The sequence below is a fragment of the Providencia rustigianii genome (assembly GCF_900637755.1).
Taxonomy (GTDB): Bacteria; Pseudomonadota; Gammaproteobacteria; order Enterobacterales; family Enterobacteriaceae; genus Providencia; species Providencia rustigianii.
In genome coordinates this window covers 1,571,015-1,592,102 of the sequence record NZ_LR134396.1, presented here as the reverse complement: position 1 = coordinate 1,592,102, position 21,088 = coordinate 1,571,015, and the positions used below count along the sequence as shown (strand labels likewise).

Annotated in this window: 20 protein-coding genes; 10 read left to right on the top strand and 10 right to left on the bottom strand. The window is 42.9% G+C overall.

Features of this window, described 5'->3' with window-relative positions:
* Nucleotides 1–15 precede the first annotated feature (15 nt).
* The 5 genes from EL244_RS07300 to dpiB form a co-directional block, all read right to left on the bottom strand.
* Nucleotides 16–1,035, bottom strand: coding sequence for a GNAT family protein (locus tag EL244_RS07300; RefSeq protein WP_197721688.1), 1,020 nt, complete (start codon nucleotides 1,033–1,035; stop codon nucleotides 16–18).
* A gap of 116 nt (nucleotides 1,036–1,151) precedes the next feature.
* The gene (locus EL244_RS07295; protein WP_126459880.1) at nucleotides 1,152–2,306 is read right to left on the bottom strand and encodes an ATP-grasp domain-containing protein; all 1,155 of its coding nucleotides are present in this window, start codon (nucleotides 2,304–2,306) and stop codon (nucleotides 1,152–1,154) included.
* Between the two features lie 275 nt (nucleotides 2,307–2,581).
* On the bottom strand, nucleotides 2,582–3,064 hold the full coding sequence (locus EL244_RS07290) for a glutathione peroxidase (protein ID WP_126459877.1): 483 nt from the start codon (nucleotides 3,062–3,064) through the stop codon (nucleotides 2,582–2,584).
* A gap of 45 nt (nucleotides 3,065–3,109) precedes the next feature.
* Nucleotides 3,110–3,793 carry a two-component response regulator DpiA gene (dpiA, locus tag EL244_RS07285; protein ID WP_006813351.1) on the bottom strand — a complete coding sequence of 228 codons (684 nt, stop codon included), beginning with the start codon at nucleotides 3,791–3,793 and terminating at the stop codon, nucleotides 3,110–3,112.
* On the bottom strand, nucleotides 3,786–5,423 hold the full coding sequence (gene dpiB / locus EL244_RS07280; RefSeq protein ID WP_126459875.1) for a sensor histidine kinase DpiB: 1,638 nt from the start codon (nucleotides 5,421–5,423) through the stop codon (nucleotides 3,786–3,788). The genes dpiA and dpiB overlap by 8 nt, the downstream gene beginning before the upstream one ends.
* Before the next feature lie 370 nt (nucleotides 5,424–5,793).
* Between dpiB and citC the strand changes: the two genes are divergently transcribed.
* The 8 genes from citC (at nucleotide 5,794) to EL244_RS07240 (ending at nucleotide 13,859) form a co-directional block, all read left to right on the top strand.
* Complete coding sequence (citC, locus tag EL244_RS07275; protein WP_126459872.1) at nucleotides 5,794–6,870, top strand: [citrate (pro-3S)-lyase] ligase; 1,077 nt, start codon at nucleotides 5,794–5,796, stop codon at nucleotides 6,868–6,870.
* Complete coding sequence (citD, locus tag EL244_RS07270) at nucleotides 6,867–7,163, top strand: citrate lyase acyl carrier protein (protein ID WP_126459868.1); 297 nt, start codon at nucleotides 6,867–6,869, stop codon at nucleotides 7,161–7,163. The genes citC and citD overlap by 4 nt, the downstream gene beginning before the upstream one ends.
* Entirely contained in the window at nucleotides 7,163–8,059 is an 897-nt protein-coding gene (citE, locus tag EL244_RS07265) for a citrate (pro-3S)-lyase subunit beta (RefSeq protein ID WP_112836577.1), read from the top strand. Before citD ends, citE begins: the two co-directional genes overlap by 1 nt.
* 11 nt (nucleotides 8,060–8,070) lie before the next feature.
* Nucleotides 8,071–9,597: a citrate lyase subunit alpha gene (gene citF, locus EL244_RS07260; protein ID WP_126459865.1), complete on the top strand. Its 1,527-nt coding sequence runs from the start codon at nucleotides 8,071–8,073 to the stop codon at nucleotides 9,595–9,597.
* A 3-nt stretch (nucleotides 9,598–9,600) separates the two neighbouring features.
* Entirely contained in the window at nucleotides 9,601–10,146 is a 546-nt protein-coding gene (gene citX, locus EL244_RS07255; protein ID WP_006813359.1) for a citrate lyase holo-[acyl-carrier protein] synthase, read from the top strand.
* On the top strand, nucleotides 10,127–11,017 hold the full coding sequence (citG, locus tag EL244_RS07250) for a triphosphoribosyl-dephospho-CoA synthase CitG (protein ID WP_126459862.1): 891 nt from the start codon (nucleotides 10,127–10,129) through the stop codon (nucleotides 11,015–11,017). Before citX ends, citG begins: the two co-directional genes overlap by 20 nt.
* A 265-nt stretch (nucleotides 11,018–11,282) precedes the next feature.
* Nucleotides 11,283–12,716, top strand: a complete 1,434-nt coding sequence (locus EL244_RS07245) for an anion permease (RefSeq protein ID WP_006813361.1) — start codon at nucleotides 11,283–11,285, stop codon at nucleotides 12,714–12,716.
* A gap of 87 nt (nucleotides 12,717–12,803) precedes the next feature.
* Nucleotides 12,804–13,859 carry a 4-oxalomesaconate tautomerase gene (locus EL244_RS07240; RefSeq protein WP_126459860.1) on the top strand — a complete coding sequence of 352 codons (1,056 nt, stop codon included), beginning with the start codon at nucleotides 12,804–12,806 and terminating at the stop codon, nucleotides 13,857–13,859.
* Between the two features lie 47 nt (nucleotides 13,860–13,906).
* Here EL244_RS07240 and EL244_RS07235 read toward each other — a convergent pair whose 3' ends face one another.
* The 5 genes from EL244_RS07235 to EL244_RS07215 form a co-directional block, all read right to left on the bottom strand.
* A complete protein-coding gene (locus EL244_RS07235; RefSeq protein ID WP_126459857.1) occupies nucleotides 13,907–15,028 on the bottom strand; it encodes an AAA family ATPase in 1,122 nt (373 codons plus the stop codon).
* Nucleotides 15,025–15,735: an RNA ligase family protein gene (locus tag EL244_RS07230; RefSeq protein ID WP_126462759.1), complete on the bottom strand. Its 711-nt coding sequence runs from the start codon at nucleotides 15,733–15,735 to the stop codon at nucleotides 15,025–15,027. Before EL244_RS07230 ends, EL244_RS07235 begins: the two co-directional genes overlap by 4 nt.
* A gap of 240 nt (nucleotides 15,736–15,975) precedes the next feature.
* Nucleotides 15,976–16,440 (bottom strand): NUDIX hydrolase, encoded by a 465-nt coding sequence (locus EL244_RS07225; RefSeq protein ID WP_126459854.1) that lies wholly within the window; start codon nucleotides 16,438–16,440, stop codon nucleotides 15,976–15,978.
* 52 nt (nucleotides 16,441–16,492) lie between these two features.
* A complete protein-coding gene (locus EL244_RS07220; protein ID WP_172597508.1) occupies nucleotides 16,493–16,891 on the bottom strand; it encodes a hypothetical protein in 399 nt (132 codons plus the stop codon).
* A 336-nt stretch (nucleotides 16,892–17,227) separates the two neighbouring features.
* The gene (locus EL244_RS07215) at nucleotides 17,228–18,544 is read right to left on the bottom strand and encodes a CitMHS family transporter (protein ID WP_039854214.1); all 1,317 of its coding nucleotides are present in this window, start codon (nucleotides 18,542–18,544) and stop codon (nucleotides 17,228–17,230) included.
* A 583-nt stretch (nucleotides 18,545–19,127) separates the two neighbouring features.
* Here EL244_RS07215 and EL244_RS07210 point away from each other — a divergent pair.
* Together EL244_RS07210 and EL244_RS07205 are read left to right on the top strand one after the other, a co-directional pair.
* Nucleotides 19,128–20,219, top strand: a complete 1,092-nt coding sequence (locus EL244_RS07210; RefSeq protein ID WP_126459848.1) for an NADH:flavin oxidoreductase/NADH oxidase — start codon at nucleotides 19,128–19,130, stop codon at nucleotides 20,217–20,219.
* A 467-nt stretch (nucleotides 20,220–20,686) separates the two neighbouring features.
* The gene (locus tag EL244_RS07205) at nucleotides 20,687–20,989 is read left to right on the top strand and encodes a hypothetical protein (protein WP_126459845.1); all 303 of its coding nucleotides are present in this window, start codon (nucleotides 20,687–20,689) and stop codon (nucleotides 20,987–20,989) included.
* Nucleotides 20,990–21,088: the final 99 nt, after the last annotated feature.

Sequence of the window (21,088 nt, the reverse complement as noted above, 5' to 3'; positions counted from 1 at the left end):
GATGATCAAATAGATTCACAGTTTGAACTTCCTCATGATAGGCACACCAATCGCATGTAACAGATAACTAAGAACTCGCCATACAAGCCGTCGCCCCCAAGACAGATGAGCGATGTAGAGCAGACTGTATTCGATCTGTGGCTGACCACCCCGCAAGCGTTTGAATTCGGCAGCACCAGAGCTAAAATTTAGCACCTGACGACGCTCAACAGCTTCTTGCAGGCACAGGCGGGTCAATTGTCGATACAATCCAAGCCGTTGGGGTAACACAGTGTCATAACCCACTATTGGGGTGCTGATCACAGTGGAAGATGAGAACCAACCCAACGCGCCGTCAATACGTCCATCAGGGGCACGCAAAGCACGGATTTCTAGCCAACCCTCACGCTGTCCCTGCTGCAACCATTGTGCATTATAGTGTGGATTCAGTGTGCAATATTTATCCAAATAAAGCAGGTTATAAAGATGCTCTATTCTTTTGAAATCCGTATCATTCAATTCGCTACCGGATACTACGGTATACGGGCTTCGCCGTAATAAAGTGGCATCCAGCCGAGTATTATGGTGCTTAAGAAATGGCGCTTGCCCCCCTGCCCGACCATCAAATAAATAGACTTGCCGACTAGGAATACTCAGGTATCCGTGTTTTTTCAAGCATTGGTGTAACTCACGGTTGCTAAAATCATTAAGCGAGCGAAAGCCAATTCCGTGCTCAGGAAACTCTTTTCGTAGCAGTGCCGTGATCGCGGGTAACTCCGAGATATCCCAATCAGTAGGATAAAGATTGGTCGATAGCAGCCAGTTATTTACTTGTACCAATTTGTTAACCTTACCCGCACGCAATAGGCGGTCAACACCGTAAATAAGGAACGTCAACGGCCACGTCAGATAAGGCCGGCCGAGGCGCTTGATTTCTTCGCGGGCATAACCACTGTAGGCAGTTTGCGGGGACACAACATAGCAGTTGTCATCGGGTTCGTTGCCATCTGTGATACTGACAGGAAACTGCTGCGTTCCTGTCTCGAGCAGCGCCATTTTCGTGCTCACATTGCCTATCAAGCACTTGCAAGCACAGGCGCGGACATAGCGCCGAGCCAAGCTGTCATTCGAGCTGGCATTCTGACTAAGAATTTGATCTTCGAACAATAATTTCATGGCGTACGCTCATTTAGCGGCTGGCCGTTCCATTCGATATCAGCCGTAGACGCCGTTAATAATCCACAGCGTCGAGATACAGCCCGAGCAATGATTTCCGAGAGGCTACCAACTTGTGCTATCAATGGCCACCAGTCACCTTTTTGCACGATAACATCGCGGGCTGTGGCATAATCACGCCAGAAAGGCGGGCTCAGGGCTCGTCGTGGTGCTGTAAATAGCAGCATCGCCAATGCGATCATTCGAGGCTCTAATGTTGGTTCAAGTGTCCGCTCGAGTGGATGACTCAAGCTATTCACTAGTAACTGTCGCTGATTGTCGAACAAGTGCACACCACTGGTCGCTCTTGGGTTGCATTCCAAGACATAGAAACAGCCATTTTTGTCCTGAATAAAGTCGAAGCCCACCTGCCCGCTATAACCTGTTTCTCGGCCAAAATGCTCAAGAAACTGGCGTACGGGTTCCGGTGCGCTCGGCTGGAAATAGATCCCTGAGCCACGACCGACTCGATAACGCGGGTGATAACAGCTGTGAGCGCGTAAGTCACCATCAACTAAAACACTAAAACTGCAAAACTCCCGCCCCTCAATAAATCGCTGTGCTACCCATGGCTCAGTCTGGGTGGGCTGCACGTTATTCAGTTGTTGGCTAGATGGTCGGATCAAGGTTTGTGAGGCAAAGCGTGAATACGCAGGTTTGAATACCCAGCTTGCAGCATCGTCCGCGAATGTGAGCAATGCATGGCTGTCTGTTAGTAGATGGGTTTCAGGAGCGGCTAGAGACCAACCACTCGTCATGGCCGCAAAGTGCCCTTTATGGTGCAACTTGTGTAACAGCGAAAAGTCACTGATTAATACCTGACACAGCGGTGATAGGCGCTCTAGGCCGTAAGCTAAGTAAAACACCTCTTCACACGTTGGCAGCAGAAGGTCAATACGTTGATTTACGATCACTGTAGCAAGAACTTCAATCCAAGCTTCTGGGTCCTGTCGAGGTTCTGGCAAGCGGGCATAGTGCTGCACTGAGCAACTAAAGCGGGTAAGTGGCTGGCTTAATGAATCACCGACACTAACTGTCCATCCTGCCTCATCAAAAGCTCGCGCCCATTCTAGGCAGGCAGGCGCACGTGCACCAAGAATCAGTACGTTCATAACAACCTTATGGAAAATTGGCGCAAATATGAGGTTATACAAGCCTTTTTAATGAAAAATGACTTACAAAATTCCGGAAAAGGGAAATAGCCTCAGACTGTCTGCATAAAATAGGCTTTATTCGTTAGCTCACACTTGAGCTAACGAATTTATCGATACAGCACACGTAACATTAATCGTTGGTTTTGAGTGAGAAGCTAGAATTTCCCTTCCCCTTTCACAAATAATTTATTTTCAAAAGCACTCTACAATTAATGGCTAGAATTTCTGAGAACTTAAATTTTAAGTACCGCAACAATTGCCGCTTCCATTTTTTCTGGGGCAGTAAACGGAGCAAAACGCTTAAGCGGTTTACCGTCGCGACCGATCAGAAACTTCGTGAAATTCCACTTGATCCGCCCGCCTAGCAAACCGGGTAACTCGCTTTTTAGATAACAAAACACCGGATGTGTTGAGGCGCCGTTGACTTCGACTTTATCAAACATCGGAAAGCTCACACCGTAGTTAATGTAGCAGGTCTGCGCGATTTCCTCAGCGCCGCCGGGTTCCTGCTTTCCAAACTGATTGCAGGGAAAACCAAGCACCACAAAACCCTGATCTGCGTATTTCTTGTAGAGTGCTTCAAGACTGCCGTATTGTGGTGTAAAACCACAATGGCTGGCGGTGTTAACGACGAGAACCACCTTACCCGTATAGTCAGCCATCGAGACAAGATGGCCGCCAAGACTTGTCGCGGTCAATTGATAAAAGGTGGTCATATTAGGATCCTTAAAACAGAGCCAGTCGATAGTGCTATGTATTTGCTAACTAGGCTTACCACGATAAATTCGCTGAGGGCGGCCAACCTTACCATACTCAATTTCAGCTTCGATTTTACCTTGGGCTAAACAATACTCTAAATAACGACGAGCGGTAGTTCGGCTAAGTTTAATGGTTTCGGCGATACTTTCCGCCGTGTATTCCGTATCCGAACTGGCAAATAACGCCAACACTTTATCCAGTGTTAACCCGTCAATTCCCGTCGGTAATTCTTCTTTCATTTCACCGCGAGCATAAGTATTGAACATATCATCAATCTGGCTCTGGCTGGTTCTTTGCTTGCCTTGAACAACCGCTTTGCGTTGAATATAACGATCTAATGTTTGCCCCAAACGTTCATAGGCAATGGGTTTTACTAAATAATCAAAAACCCCCAGACGGATTGCCTCGGAGACGGTTTCCATATCACTGGCCGCAGTCGTAAACACGATATCTGCACTATTTCGTTCATGTAACAGCTCATGCACCAAATCAATGCCTTTGCCGTCAGGTAAATAGTTATCGAGCAAAATCAAGTCAGGCTTCATGTACTCAATCATTCTTCTTGCTTCGGCAAGATTCCCGGCAAGCCAGACCTTGTCACAAGCAGGATAAGTTTTTATATACTCGGCATGCATTTCTGCAAGGAGCAGTTCATCTTCGACAATGAGGATTTTTATCTTAACCATGTAGAGTCTTCACTTTCGGTATAAATATTGAGAACACAGTACCATGCGGTTGATTTTCTTCAATTATCACCGCCCCATTACATCGATTAATATAGGATGCTACTAAAAATAGTCCTATACCATGCCCATCGACAGCATCCGTTTTCGTTGTTGTTCCTCGCTCGAACCACTTATCGCGCAGCTCTGGAGGAAAACCGCATCCTTGGTCAGCAACTTCAATCACAATCTCTTTTCCTTCATCTGAGAGATATAATTCAACCTGCTTATTGCTCGCCTCATTTTTCAAGCTAGCTTCAAAGGCATTATCCAATAAGTTACCCAGCACTGCGCAGAATTCTGTGCTATTTAATGACTCTGGTAATTCATGCAACTGACAGCCAGGGACAAAAACCAATCGTAAGCCTAACTCTCTGGCTCGATGATATTTACCAAACAACAATCCTGCGACCTGTTTATCAGCAAATTGTTCTCTCAAGGAGTCAATTAACTGTTGGCGGGATTCAGATTCCCCCTTAATTAAAGCCAGCGCTTGGTCATATTCTTTCATTTGTAGTAGACCGCTCAGCGTGGAAATCCAATTAAGGTGTTCATGGCGTAAGGTCCGCAAATTATCCACATACTGGCGTACTTGGGATAGCTGGGAGTTTAAGGATTCTATATCATTTTGGCTACGAAAGCTGATGACGGCGCCGGCTAAAGAGTCACCATCCATAATGGCTACTCGACTAGCAATGACATTTAAGCCATTAAACTCACAAACAATATCATGCTGATTCTTCAATATATCTTTGGTGAAAAATCCTGATGGTGAAATATAATCAGCAACGGGTTTACCCATAATTTGCTTCGATGACTCACTAAGTGCCAGCATTTTCCTTGCATTGTGGTTGATACTGATGATTTTGCCATAGTAGTCAACCGCAATAATCCCCTCAAAAACCGCATCAAAAATACCTTTTTGAACCAAAACGAGTTGCGTAATTTCTTCAGGTTCCATCCCCAACATCTCTCGCTGAATCAATCGAGTAAATGCCCATGATAAAAACAGCAAAATCACTAAAATACCCAAAAAGGTGGCGGAGGTTTGAACAAATAACTCGGATAAAGACGTGTCAATTTTTTGAGTCAAATAGCCGATGGAGACAACCCCAATTACCTGACCATTCGTATCAAAGATAGGTGTTTTAGCGCGAACCGCATTCCCCATGGAACCTTCACCTTTAATAAAATAGCTTTCGCCATTCTCCAAAGCTCCGGGTTTATTCCACTGCATTTTATAACCAATTTTCTCACCATTAGGATGATATAAACGAATGGAATTCTCATCCCCGATCACCACATAGTCATAACTCGAATCTTGGTTTAATTTATCCGCAATAATTTTGAGCTTAAGAATATCTTTATCTTTAACGGCGCTGACAACCCCATCAATCGATGCAATCAATTTAGCTTGGCTCATCGCCAGCGACCGAATATTCGCCATCAAGCGGTTTTCAGCCGTATCCGTAAAATACTTCCCTAAACCTACCGTGAGTAATAGAGAGGCCAATAACAATAAAAGAAATACTCGCCCAGAAAATGAAAGGAGATTTCCTTTTTTAAATGCAATTTTCGGATAGTCTGCTTTCATCTTGCCTCTCGTTACCGACTGAAAAGTAAAATTATTGTTACAAAAAAACACCGCTACATCGTGGATTACTGTAGTTTAAACGCGATGAATAATAAACATATTATTAATTAAACACATTAAAACCACCGAATAAAGTTCATATCCATTAATTAAAAACTTTAAAACCATTAAACAAATACAAACTCATATTAGAAGTATGAAATAGGTCAAACATATTAAATACAGTCTATTTAATATAAATATTGAAAAGGATAATTAAATAAGAATTGAGTGCTTAGCTAATATAAAAGATGTGAAAAATATTTATTTAATTAACTTTAACATTAGCAACATTTTAAATACATCTCTAAATGAGATGCAGGATACCATTATGTTCGAATACATAACGTTTAACCAAGTAAAACGTCATGAGAACAGAAAACTCAATGAAATCAATCGGTTTTTAAAAGAGAATGATTTAGACATTGATGCCAGCGTTGATGTTTTCATTACAATAACACGCAATGAAAAATTAATTGCTTGCGGTGGACTTGCTAAAAACGTCATTAAATGTGTCGCCATCAGTGATGAGGTTCGTGGTGAAGGTTTAGCATTAAAACTCGCCACTGAATTAGTCAATTTGGCTTACGAAAATAATACAACTCATTTATTTATCTATACCAAATTTCAGAATGAAGATTTATTTCATCAGTGTGGTTTTCATACCATCGCATCCGTACCGAATGTCATGGTATTAATGGAAAATAGTTGCTGCTACTTAACTCGCTATATTAAAAGCTTAAAAAACTTACGCCAACCGGGTAAAAAAATTGGCTCGATTGTCATGAATGCCAACCCTTTTACGCTGGGTCATCGTTATTTAATTGAGCAAGCAGCAAAACAATGTGATTGGCTACATCTGTTTGTAGTAAAAGAAGATACTTCGCGTTTTCCTTATAAAGTCAGACTCAAACTGATTGAGGAAGGCACTAAAGGTATCGACAACTTAACCATCCACAAAGGTTCTGAATACATTATTTCACGGGCGACCTTTCCTTGTTACTTCATTAAAGACATTACGGTCGCCAATAACTGTTATACCGAAATCGATATTAAAATTTTTCGTCAATATATCGCACCTGCACTGGGAATTACCCATCGATTTGTTGGTTCTGAGCCATTTTGCCAAGTCACTAATCAATATAACCAAGACATGCGCTACTGGTTGGAAACTGATGAGATGCCATTCCCACCCATTGAGTTAGTTGAATTTCCGCGAACAGTGATCGACGGCACGGCAGTTTCCGCGTCGCAAGTCCGAAAACTGCTCGCTAAAAAAGATCTTGCGGCGATCAAGCCGATTGTGCCTCCTGCTACCTATCAATATTTGCAAGAAATGTTGGCAGCACAAGCACAATCAGCCTCCGTCCGCACTACAAGTTCTGAATTAGCTATAGGTGAATTATGAAGATATTACATGCAGCGGTTGCGGGCACACTCGAATCGAGCGATGTCATGATACGAATCGAACCTTTAGAGGATACCAGCGAGGTTTCATTGCAAATAACCAGTAGCGTAGAAAAGCAATTTGGTGATGCTATCCGCGCTATCGTACTGGAACTAATTGAAAAATATGAAATTCAAGGCGCTGAGATCGTGGTAGATGATAAAGGGGCATTAGAGTGTGTATTACGCGCCCGCCTCGAAGCATTATTAGCCCGTGCTTGTGACTTAGAAGCCCTGCCATGGGAGGATAAATAATGACACCGGAAAGAAAAAAACGCACACGTAGAAGCATGCTGTTTGTACCCGGTTCAAATGCCGCAATGCTCAGCAACTCTTTTATTTATAAAGCCGATGCGCTGATGTTTGACCTAGAAGACTCAGTGACAATCAGAGAAAAAGACACAGCACGTCGTTTGGTGTATCACGCATTACAGCATCCGCTGTATCAAGATATCGAAACCATTGTGCGGGTTAATGCCCTTGATTCTGCTTACGGTGTCGCCGATCTCGAAGCGGTGGTTCGCGGTGGCGCGGATATCGTACGCTTACCAAAAACTGATACTGCACAAGATATCATTGATATCGAAAATGAAATTTTACGTATTGAAAAAAGCTGTGGACGCGAAGAAGGTAGCACTGGATTACTGGCTGCTATTGAGTCCCCGATGGGGATCACCCAAGTGGTGAATATCGCCCACGCCTCCCCAAGATTAATAGGCATCGCATTAGGTGCCGAGGACTATGTCCGCAATTTGCGTACCGAGCGGTCTCCAGACGGCATTGAACTCCTCTATGCTCGGTGCGCCATTTTACAAGCTGCACGCTCAGCCGGTATTCAAGCGTTTGATACCGTCTATTCTGATGCAAATAATGAAGAAGGCTTCCTCAACGAAGCCGCTTTAATCAAGCAGCTTGGATTTGATGGCAAATCGTTAATTAACCCAAGACAAATTGAGTTACTCCATAATCTGTATGCGCCAACTCAGAAAGAAGTCGATCATGCCCAGCGCGTTGTAGATGCCGCTGAAGCCGCGGAACGGGAAGGTAAAGGTGTTGTTTCCCTCAACGGTAAAATGGTGGATAGCCCTGTAATTGAAAGAGCACTCGTCGTGTTGTCACGCGCGGCATTATCAGGTATTCGGGAAGAGTGAGGCAGAAGAAAATGACAAATAATACATTGCGTCAGGCTCGCGTATCAGCCTACTTAGCACCAAGCGACAGTCAATTACCGCGTGAATTTAAAGACATCGGTAAAGTTCAGCAACAGGTGCAAAAACCAAGAAACCGTAAACTGTGTGAAGATTTACACGTTGCTATTCGCCGCTCAGGCTTAAAAGACGGGATGACTATCTCATTTCACCACGCATTTCGTGGGGGCGATTTAACCCTCAATCTGGTCATGCAAGTGATTGCCGAAATGGGTTTTCGTAATCTTACCCTCGCCTCTAGCTCGTTAAGTGCTTGCCACTCACCGTTAGTCGAACACATTCGCCATGGTGTCGTCAGCAAAATATACACTTCCGGTGTTCGCGGTGCTTTAGCTGAAGCGATTTCTCGTGGAGAACTCGATGAGCCAGTACAAATCCATTCTCACGGTGGGCGCGTAAATTTAGTACATAGTGGCGAATTGAATATTGATGTCGCATTCCTCGGAGTGCCTTCATGTGATGAATACGGTAATGCCAATGGCTACACAGGTAATGCCAGCTGTGGTTCCCTCGGTTATGCTAAAGTCGACGCAGAAAATGCGCGTAAAGTCGTGATGTTAACCGAAGAATTACTCGCTTACCCTCATAATCCATCAAGCATTAAGCAAGATGAAGTTGATTACATCGTCAAAGTTAAACGCGTCGGTGACGCAGACAAAATTGGCGCAGATGCCACTCGCATGACCTCCAATCCCCGCGAATTACTCATCGCGCGTACTGCGGCCGATGTGATTGAAAAATCAGGTTTCTTCAAAGAAGGATTTTCACTACAAACCGGTACTGGCGGCGCTTCTCTAGCAGTAACTCGCTTCCTTGAAGATAAAATGCGTCGCCACAATATCCATGCGGGATTTGCACTGGGCGGGATCACCTCAACGATTGTGGATCTCCATGAAAAAGGGTTGATTCGTAAATTACTCGATGTGCAGAGTTTTGACCGTGCCGCCGCCGAGTCTTTAGCGCGCAACCCAAATCACATTGAAATCAGTGCTAATCAATATGCCTGCTTTGATTCCAAAGGTGCTTCCGTCGATATGTTGGATGTGGTGGTATTAAGTGCATTAGAAATTGATACTCGCTTTAATGTCAACGTATTAACAGGTTCTGATGGCGTCATCCGTGGTGCATCCGGTGGTCATAGTGATACGGCGGTGGCAGCCAAATTATCTATTATTGTCGCCCCCTTAGTACGAGGACGTATCCCAACATTGGTTGATGAAGTCCTTACCTGTGTCACTCCCGGTTCTAGCATCGATATTTTGGTGACCGACCACGGTATCGCCGTTAACCCTGCTCGCCCTGAACTGAAACAACAATTAGAGAGCCAAGGCATTAAAACTGTGTCAATTCAGTGGCTACGTGAACGAGCTCAACTACTAACAGGTAAACCTAATCCAATAGAGTTTACCGATAAAGTGGTTGCGGTCGTCCGTTACCGTGATGGTTCAGTCATTGACGTTGTCCATCAAGTGAAGGAGTAGGTCATGTTTTACCCACTGCCTGATACCCAAGAGCAACTTGAGATTTCCTTACCTGACTTATTGGCGAGTCGTGATGCCCGTCAGGCTCGCCAGCAAGAATGGATTGGTCTCCATCAGGTAACCTTGATTTCATTTACTGTCGTCTTTCCTGGTCCGGTTAAAGATAACCATTTGGTTAGACAGATTTTTAATCAAGGGTTGAATGCGCTTAAGCAAGTTGCTTCATGCAGGCAGTGGGTACTTTTATCACAACAATCTTTTCCATTAGTTACGGGTCCTGAGTGTTTAGTTGCAGTAAACGCCGATGCATTAGACGTCAAAAAAGCCTTAATCGATGCAGAAGAATTATCACCAATTGGCAGACTTTGGGACTTTGATGTCTTTGATTATCAAGGAAAGCTATATTCTCGCAGCCAATTTGACCTACCAACAAGACGTTGTTTGGTCTGTGATAAGGAAGCCAAAGTGTGTGCCCGCTTGCGTAGCCACTCACTTGACCAAATTTTATGCCGTATCGAGGAGTTAGCGTATGTTCCAGCAACGAATTGATCAGCAAACTGGGTTAACGGATGATGTGGTTAACCATTATAGTCACCTTGCTTGGCAAGCGATGCTGGCTGAAGTGAATTTAACTCCGAAACCGGGTTTAGTAGATAGACACAATACGGGTGCTCATAAAGATATGGCACTCACCGATTTTCATTTAAGTGCCAATGCAATTGCTCAATTTTTCCCACAATTTTTACGGGCGGGTAACCAATATAAAACCTTACCTATTGAGCGTGTATTAGGCCAAATTCGTGGCATTGGTATTGAATGTGAAAAAGCTATGTTCAGGGCAACTCAAGGCGTCAATACCCATAAAGGTTCTATTTTTTCACTGGGTTTAATACTCACCGCCATGGGTAGGCTGATGGGGTTAGGGGAAAAAGTGACCCCATCAACAATTAGCCAAACCGTTTCTGCCATGTGCCAAGGGATCACCGCCGAGTTAAAACAACCTGCCGATAATCTAACCGCAGGGCAACGTTTATACCAAGCTTACGGTTTAACTGGCGCAAGAGGCGAAGCTGAAATGGGCTATCAATTAGTGACGGAGCACGCACTACCATATTATCTACAGCAGTTGGCTTCCGGAAAAAATGCCGATATCGCCCTACTCAGTACCTTAATTTTGTTAGTGAAAATCAATGATGATACCAACGTGGCAAATCGCGGGGGCATGGCGGGGCTAAATTGGATAAAACAACAAGCGGCTCAGCTGTTACAACATGATTTTCACGACAAGCATGATTTACACAAGATCCAACAGTTTGACCAACAATGCATCCAAAAAAATCTCAGCCCAGGAGGTAGTGCAGACTTATTAATTCTGACTTGGTTTTTTGCCCGATTACCTTATCACCCTATGAATTATTAATATGAAAAAATAAAAACCAATGAATATAAAAATTCAAAGTCTGTATTTAAAAATAAAAGTAACAAAATAAAAAAACGTTTTTAAGCAAATTACACATCAGTACCGTTAAACAGTTTATAACATTTCTGAAATAGTACGATTTTCAATAGATTTATTACTCTATTCAAGATACCGCTATATCCAGAAATAGGTTTCCACACATTTTAGATATTCGTTTTATGTGATTTAAGAAATTTAAAGTTTTATATTCTTGAAGGATTAGCCTATGCAAAAAGATAAAATATGGAAGCTATTAGTTCTTATAGCCATTCCAATAATTATAGCCTTAATACCGACGCCAGAGGGGTTACCCAGTATCGCGTGGTTATTATTTGGTTTATACCTTGCCGCTATTGTGGGTCTGGTACTCAAACCTTATTCTGAGCCCGTGATTTTATTAGCCACGATTGCAGCCAGTGCAGTTGTTATTGGTATCACAGGTACTAAAGATGTGAAAGCAGGTGAAGTACTCAGCGGTTATGCTTCGGGGACCACATGGTTAGTCTTCGCCGCATTTACCTTGAGCGCCGCATTTGTGATCACCGGTTTGGGGAAACGCCTCTCTTATATCTTAATTGGTAAATTGGGTGGAACAACATTAGGACTGGGCTATGTAACGGCGATCCTTGACCTGATTATTGCCCCTGCGACGCCATCTAATACGGCGCGAGCAGGCGGAATTGTCTTCCCAATCATCAACAGTGTGGCGGTAGCACTCGGTTCAGATCCAGAAAAAAGCCCGCGTAAAGCCGGTCACTATTTGCTAGTGAACGTGTATATGGTGACCAAAACCACCAGCTATATGTTCTTAACAGCCATGGCACCAAATGCACTGGCACTGGCAATGATGACCGATATTATGGGCATCCATTTAAGTTGGGGTGGATGGGCATTGGCCGCAGCAGTGCCAGGTTTGATTATGTTAATCCTGACACCACTGATTATCTACAAGCTGTATCCACCTGAATTGAAAAAGGTGAATAACAAAGAGATCGCAGCAAAAGGGTTAGAAGACTTAGGTCCAATGACCATGCGCGAGAAACTGCTCAGTGTCATCTTTGTTCTCGCATTATCAGGCTGGATATTTGCAGATAAAATCGGCGTTAGTGCATCAAGTGTTGCTATCGCAGTGATGGCATTGACCTTAATCCTCGGTGTAGTCACTTGGGATGATGTTCTGAAAAACAAAGGTGGCTGGAACACGCTGATTTGGTACGGTGGTATTATCGGGATGTCCGGTGTACTAACCAAAGCGGGCTTCTTCAAGTGGTTAGCTGATGTGATGAGTGAGCACCTCTCCTTTGGCGACCAAGCGATGTTAGCATTCTTTGTCATCATGTTTATCAGTGTTGCAATTCGCTATCTGTTCGCTTCCGGCGGTGCGTATGTGGCAGCGATGGTACCTGTATTTGCGACTGTCGGAATGGTTGCAGGTGCGCCACCAATGCTGTTAGCACTGGGTCTACTATTCTCCAACGCCTACGGCGGCAGCTTAACCCACTACGGAGGCGCGGCAGCTCCAATCGTCTTCGGTGCAGGTTATAACGATATTCGTTCTTGGTGGATCATTGGTGGGATTGTGGCGTTCTTAAGTTTGTTAGTCCACATGACTATCGGTCTAGGTTGGTGGGAAATCCTGATCAACATGGGTCTCATTTAATCCCCCAGCTTGTCTTAGTTAATCGATGGAGCCCATGAAAATGGCGCTCCATTTTTTAACCTTATCGATATTCAAATAGGAATCAAGATGAAACAGATCCCTTGTGTATTAATGCGCGGTGGTACTTCAAAAGGTGTATTTTTATTAGCTGACGATCTCCCAACGAATATTCAACAACGTGACGAACTCATTTTAGGTATCATGGGCTCCGGTCACCCCTTACAGATTGATGGTATTGGCGGCGGCAGTCCACAAACCAGCAAAGTTGCGATTATCAGCCCATCCACGCACCCCGATGCAGATGTTGACTATTTATTTGCCCAAGTGTCGATAACTGAACCGATTGTGGATACCGCGCCAAACTGTGGCAATATTCTGTGTGCCGTCGGCCCGTTTTCACTGGAAAAAGGATTAGTTCCCATCACTGGCGACGTCACCACGGTTCGCATCCGCAACGTCAATACCAATACGTTTATCAATGCCACCATCCAAACCCCTAATGGGCAAGTGCAGTACGAAGGTAATACCACCATTGCCAGTGTTCCCGGTCATGCCGCCCCCGTCGCGCTGACGTTTTTAAATGCGAGCGGAACTAAAACAGGAAAATTATTACCAACCGGTAATGTGGTCGATGTGATTGATGGCGTTGAGGTCACTTGCCTTGATATGGCTACGCCAGTTGTGCTGATTGATGCTTCTCAGCTCAACAAAACTGGCTATGAAACGGCTGACCAATTAGAGCATGATTTAGAATTTATGCAGCGACTAGAAACTATTCGACTGTTAGCGGGTGAAGCCATGGGGCTCGGCGATGTGACCCACAAAGTGATCCCAAAACCGATTTTAGTCTCCCCCGCACTTCATGGGGGCACGATTAATGTACGTTATTTTATGCCTCATAAATGCCATGGCGCTTTAGCCGTGACGGGCGCAATTGCCATTGCTACAGGCGCAATATTACCGGGAACAGTGATTGAACCTTACCTTCATGGTGCTGTGGATATGCAAAAAATTGCAATTGAGCATTTGAGCGGCAAATTTGAGGTTGCGCTACATAATCAAACCAATGTGCCTGAAGGGCTACAAGCGTCAATTATTCGTACCGCTAGAAAATTATTTGAAGGAAATGTCTTTGTGCCTTGATGGCAAGAAACATTCCTGCCTCAAACATTGAGGCAGGAATGTGGGGCTTATTTCAAAAATTCGCCGTTAATAAAATAGGAAACCTGATGAGCTTCATCGGGGGTCGGTATTTCCAGTTTCCTCGACATTCTTTCCAGCACATTATCAGGTACTACATGTTTACGCTGGCGATTTTGTTGCAGCCACTGTTTGCAAGGAACCTCGAGATAAATCAGATGGATTTTCGCTTGGTAACGAGCAAACAGGCTAATCAAACTTTCCCGCAAAGAACCATTCAGTGAGGTCGCATTCCAGATGAAATTTTGCTTATTTCGTAGGTACACTTTTGCCTGTTCTTTGGCTTGCTGCGCCACCCAACCTTGGGCATTACGATCCGCTGGGTCAATGTTATGCTCACGGCGAATATTGTCGAGGCTCACCACTGCCGTCTGCGGGTAGAATCGTTGGATAAAGTGATCTTTCCCCATTCCCGGTAAACCACACAACATAATGACCTCGCTACCCTCCTCATCAAAAGGCTGGTAATCCGGTGTTCCACGCTGAGTATGGAAATAGTGAAAACGTCCTGCCAGTGAAGCAAACTGTTTCGGTTGGTCCCAACATTCATGTTCACGACAAAATAGCTCAAACAGCTCAATTCGTGTGAGTAAATCCGTTTGATCTTCACAAACCCGCCCAAGTGCATCGGCTTTCGCCAGCATGCATAACAGAGACATATCCACCCGCAGCGAGGCGGCATATAACGCACGCTCAGGATCTGGCTTTTCCATTAACCATAAGGGTAAACCGTGAAAACGGACTAATGCCGCAATTTGCTCGCGAATAGCAAACGGCGTGTCCACACTGCGGAATAGAATATTTCGGGCAGAAAGCTCCCCTTTTCGCGCGTGTCCGGGAGAGATAATTCGCCCCTCTTCTTCACGCGTGGTGCTGCGCTTTTCTACGTCATGAAGTAGTGCCGCAGTCCACACAATCTGTTGTTGCTGCTCAGGTAGCCGCTGGTATTCCGGCAAGCCTTCTAATGCCGCCAGTACCATTTGGGTATGAATAGCCACATTGCCCTCAGAATGATGCCGAGAATCTTGTGGTACAGCGGCCATATCCCGTACAAATTCAAATTGCTTTTCCAACTGTGACCATTCGCGCTTTTGCGTTAGTTGCCAATTCATCGGGCACCTCCTTGTCGTTCAAATTCCAGTAGCGTTCGCTGCCAATTTCGCTTCCAGTGAATGTCCGTTTTGACATGATTTTTACGCACATATTTGAAAATATGCTGCATAAAGTCATCCACATGAAAGCCTTGGCTATCTCGGGTCACAATGCCTTCCATGCTGCATGCTTTTCTCGTATGGGTATCCCGTGCAATGAAGTGACTATCAGCAGATGCCGCGGTCATTAACGCGTCACGGTATTGTTGCGGTGATAGGGATTTATCAATCTCAAGATTAAGCTGTGGCACAGTGGGAAAATCAAACAGAGAAGCATAAAATTTTACCTCTTCCCAGCTTAGCCAGTAGTCACCTTGCCTCACCGCAAACACATAAAAGTAATCTTCGATATGTTGATATTCAATCGAATGAACGGCATATAAATTTTCACCGAACAGTTCAATATCCCCAAGATCGTCTTTAATTAATTGCCAACGTTGACGAATCTGTTGAGTCCATGCGGATTGTGTTGGCGCGCCATGGGAACGAGCAAACACGCCGTGGCGGCTCAAGCAGTTATTTTCACCATCGAGTTTTTCGGTATGAACTAATTGTTCAATATTTTGGATGTGCGCCCACCAATCGCTATTAATACGATCGTCGCTGGTGGTGCCCGGGGAGAACGGATAGTGATACGTTCTACCATACTTCCTTGATTGCATATTCATCATGCTTTCTCTACAGAAATAACAAAACACAACAAACCTTGAGCAAGATTTGCCTCTGTGATAATTGAGAAATCAAGAGTTGGTATTACATATCTGTTCCGCGAGACGGCCTCATCAAAAAGTGTTTTTACTATAAAAACAATAAGAAATAATCAGTACGCGGGGATTCTAAACTAACAGTCAAGACAAAAGCCACCGATATAGTCCTAATTATGTGAAAAAACATGTTCCACTTAGCAACTATTTCGAATAAAACGCATTCACCATGTAGGCTAATTCAATAACATCTTGTGGAATATTAAGATTTGTCAGTTGTTCAAAAGGGATCCAATGAAATTCTTCATGTGGTTTTTCATTAGGAGCAATAAGTTCACATAAATAAATCATATCAATATGCCAGTGATTTCCTTTTACTTTATCCTCAATAAGTTCTTTTAGGATCGCTAATGGCATCGGTAAGGCTTGAGTATGACCAGTATTATTGATACACGCGTTGAGTGGATAAGCACAATTAACCACATAACACTTCAATCCTGTTTCCTCTAAAACCTCACGAATAACTGCATCTTGAGGCTCTTCATTCAATTCAACATGTCCACCCGGTGGAAGCCAAAAACCTAATTTTGAGTGCTTATGTAGTAAAAATTCACCGTTCTCATTTCGGATCATGGCCGTTGCTGTAAAATGTTTAACTACTGTCTCCACGAGATTATCTCCCTTGCGTATTCTAGTTCGGCTACCACATATTTAGCATGGATTAATCAAAACAGATCGTTACCGTGCAATTTCCACCATCACAACGGGCTTGGCTACCGCTCTCAATCTCTACACGAGCACCATTTTGCTTTAACCATGCTGTCGTCGTTTCAACTTTATTATTTTGGCCTGACTGGCTTTCGATAATGACAATACGTCGAGCATTTCTGACGGCACTGTACACCGATGGTTCATAAGAACGATAATTCGGATTAAAATTAATCAGCTCTCGTTTGCACGTCACGTTGACCGCATCACTTTGGAATAATAGATCAAAGAATCCCTGATCTTTATGGACAATAAGTTGAGGTGGATATTGGTTACCCTTTTGGTATTTAACTGGCTGAGCACAAGCGACCAACATAAATAGTGCACTGATAAGTATGAGTTTCTTTTTCAACGTCCACCTCAACATGCATAATAGGATGTTTATTTTCTTGGGCTACCGTACACAATTATTCCCCTCAATCATCACATGTAAAAGAAAGCTTATGAATCCCAACTATCTTAAAAACCATGTTCCACTTAGCAACTATTTTTATTCTCGATGTTTCATTCAGTTTTAAAATTTTTAATTATTTTTGATTTTGACTTTTCAACTTCCAAGCAGTGGCTCTATGGATTTTATGCTGTAACTAGGCGGCAAAAAAGAAAATCCCTAGGAGCATACATAAGTATGTGACTAGGGTTTTCTTTTGCAGCCAACAACGTTACAGCGTAAAAGACGACGAGCAGATCAATAAAGACCTAAAAGCCCCCCAATACCTAGAGTAAAAAAGCTAAATAGCCAAATCCACCCGAACGAATAACGCAAATGCCGTCCCATATCAATGCCCGCTAAGCCCATCGCCAACCATGCAGCCGGAGAAAATGGACTCACAAACGTCCCTGCGTTATTACCAATCGCCATCGCGTAGACCACTGCTGATGGGTCAATCCCTGCTGTTCCCGCAATTTGTTGAATAATTGGTAACAGTGCAAAATAATACGCATCAGTACTGGTGAAAATATCCATCGGTACACCAAGGATGCCCACAAATATATGAATTTTTGATACCCATTCTGTTGGAAGGATCGCAGTTAAATCAACAGCAATAGATTTCAACATTCCGCCGTCAGACAAAATACCAAGAAATGCTCCAGCAGCTAAAATAATCGCCACCATTCCCAATGCCTGTGGGGCATGCTGAGAAATCACTTTCATTTGGTCTTTCGGATTTGGGAAGTTAATCAGTAGCGCTAAGGATAATGCAATCATAAAGACATAAGGGGCGGACAGCAGACCAAATGCCAAGCAAATAATGGAGATTAAGATCAATCCGCCATTAATCCACGGCTTCTTAGGTTTGTTAATCGTTTCAACGACATCATCCATTTGTTCTTCTGCCGTCAGAAGTGAATCCATTTGGTATGGAGTCGTACCTTGTAATTCAGCAGCAGCAATACGGCGTTTTTCACGCATCCCCATAATGACAGCAAACACCACTGCGCCGACCATACCAATTAATTGAACAGGAATGAGTCCTTGCCATAGTGTAGACGCATCGATACCCGTCACCGCAGAGGCGCGACCTAAAGGACCGCCCCACGGAACCATATTCATAATCCCCATACTGGTACACATTAATAACAGCATCAGATAGGGACTCATTCCCAATTGGCGGTATAACGGTAACAATGCAGGAATGATGATTAAGAAAGTCGCCGCGCCAGAGCCATCTAAGTGGACAACCCCCGCAATCAAGGTGGTCATAATGCAGACCACAATCACGTTACCGCGTGTCATTTTGACCATTGCGCGGATCAGTGGATCAAAAATATGTAAATCTTTCATCAAGCTAAAGAACAAAATAGCGAACAAAAACATGGCCGCAACTTTAGAGACTTTATGAATCCCGCTTTCAAAGAACACAGAAATTTCAGCGATTGAATACCCTGCTAGCAAGGCTCCAATAAAAGGGATACAGGACATTGCAATAATCGGGCTTGCTTTCCCCATCATCAATAAAGTGACTATCGATACGATGATTAAAATACCAATAATTGTTAACACATTTATCTTCCTTCTTAGAATTATATTTTTTGCAGGTAAAAATACTCAGTAAAATAATTTCATTAAACTTTTAGATTATTAATAGTATTAAAATATCAATTTATTAAACTGGTTATCGGTAACTTATTGCTTATATAAATCCCGCTATTTTCTTGCAAGTTAAAATTTGTTTTTTTGCGGTGATAAATGTAATTTTAAATTTACTAAAACCATTTTTAATATAAAAAATCAGCTAAAGATTCTATTAGCTCCATTAAAACCATTAATAAGAATTAACGTTTTTTATTATTAAAATAAATAGGTTACGGGTCTAAATCACTTGTCTTTACACGGTTATCGTAAGATATGAAAACATAATTAAGTTCATTGATAGAATAAAAAACAACCAACGTGTTTGTGTTCAAGCAGAAATTTATACTTTTTGTCTTTTTTTTCAAATATTTCTCTATTGTGGTGCTTTTTTATCTCATAGCGTGTGAAAAAATATCTATTGGATATACGTAATTCCCGCTTTATCACAAGAAAAATAGATGCAATCTTTTATACTGTGAACATAATTTTCATAATGTATAAGGAATAAATAATGAGTCATTTGTTTTCTCCTGCAACAATCGGTTCCGTACATTTAAACAACCGCATTATTATCCCTCCGATGTGCCAATACTCTGCTAATGATGGAGTGGTCAGCCCATGGCATCATGCCCATTATATGAATCTTGCTTTATCTGGGGCTGCCTTAATCATTGTTGAAGCAAGCGCAGTCACCCCATCAGGTCGTATCACCTATAAGGATTTAGGGATCTGGAATGAAAGCCAGATGCAAGCATTTAAGAAAATGTTGGCAGAGATTAGACCGTTTGCGAATGCACGCTTTGGTATCCAAATCGCCCATGCGGGTAGGAAAGCCGCTTGTGATTTACCTTGGCTAGGCGGTAATAATTTACCCACTAACCATGAGCATGGCTGGCAAACAGTTGCCCCCTCCGCACAACCCTTTGCTGATAGCTTCCCGCCAAAAGCATTAACGAAAGATGAGATCCTTGAGATTAAGCGGCAGTTTGTGGATGCAGCCAAACGAGCAGAACAAGCGGGTTTTGATGTCATTGAAATTCATGCAGCGCACGGCTATTTACTCCATTCTTTCTTGTCCCCTAACTCAAACCTTCGCCAAGATGAATATGGTGGCAGCTTTGCTAACCGCTCTCGCTTATTAGTAGAAACGTTTAAGGAGATTCGTGAAGCGGTTAGCCCAGATATCGCGGTAGGTGTCAGAATATCTGCAACAGATTGGATTGAAGGCGGATGGGATTTAACGGAGTCTATTGAGTTAACACAAATTCTCGAGGAACTGGGCAGCAGCTATATCCACGTTTCTTCTGGTGGGTTATCCGATAAACAGCAAATCCCAGTGGGTCCCAACTATCAAGTTCCATTAGCTCAAGAAATTCATAACCAAACTCAGCTCCCTGTGATTGCCGTTGGCTTAATTACGGAACCGCTTCAAGCAGAAGCAATTTTAGCCATGGGACAGGCTGATTTCATTGCTATCGGTCGAGGGATCCTTTATGAACCTCGTTGGCCATGGCGTGCAGCCAGTGTATTGAATGAACAAATTTCGGTCGCACCACAATATTTGCGCTGTGCTCCACATCAGTTCAAACATTTGTTTAAATAAAAAATAAAGCCTCGACATTACAGAAATATTTGTCAGTTAAGCTTTGAGAGTGGTCGTAGCGCATGGCGTTACGGCCTTTTTATTTATCCTCTGTGGATAATATTTTTCGGTAATACAAAGCCCAATCAATTGATATTTAATATTATTTAAATTTCATTATCCTTAACGAATTCTTATCTCTCCCATTAAATATCAATAACACTCAATTGGGCTTTTCATTCTATCAATAGCCCAAATTCATTATGACTCTTAGTAATGATTGGTTAATCATTATCGAATCTATCTAAATATTAAATATCGATATAATTATTTATATTTCATATTAATACGAGATAAAACATAAGAGAAATATCTTTTACTGTGTATATATTATATTAATTACTCGTAATTAGACTAAACTTAATCATGGTGCATTTACTCGCATTACGTGTTAAACGCACAGTTCTAGTTCAACTAGGAGGTAGCTCATGAAACGTTTATCCTTACTTGTAACTACGATTATTGTACTCCTTTCTGGTTTATCTTTTGCTAATGCTGCTACAAACTATGTGAGAGGCGGTACGATTACGTTTGTTGGTTATATCTTTGAGCCTCAATGTAAAGTTCAGGTGGCTAATACCGAACAAGTTAACCTTGAATGCTATCGTAATGGTAAAAATCTCACGAAAACAAGCTCCCTAAAAGAGGCAAGAAAAATTAGCTTGAGTTATGTAAAAGTAAAATATGACCAATACAACAACAAACCAACGTTGAGTATTACTTATAATTAAAATTATTTATGTAAAAATGCGAAAGGGTTAGCCAAACTCTGGCTAACCCTTTCGGTTTTATTATAAGTATATCGGCTCCCAGCAGCTAATTCACTTGTC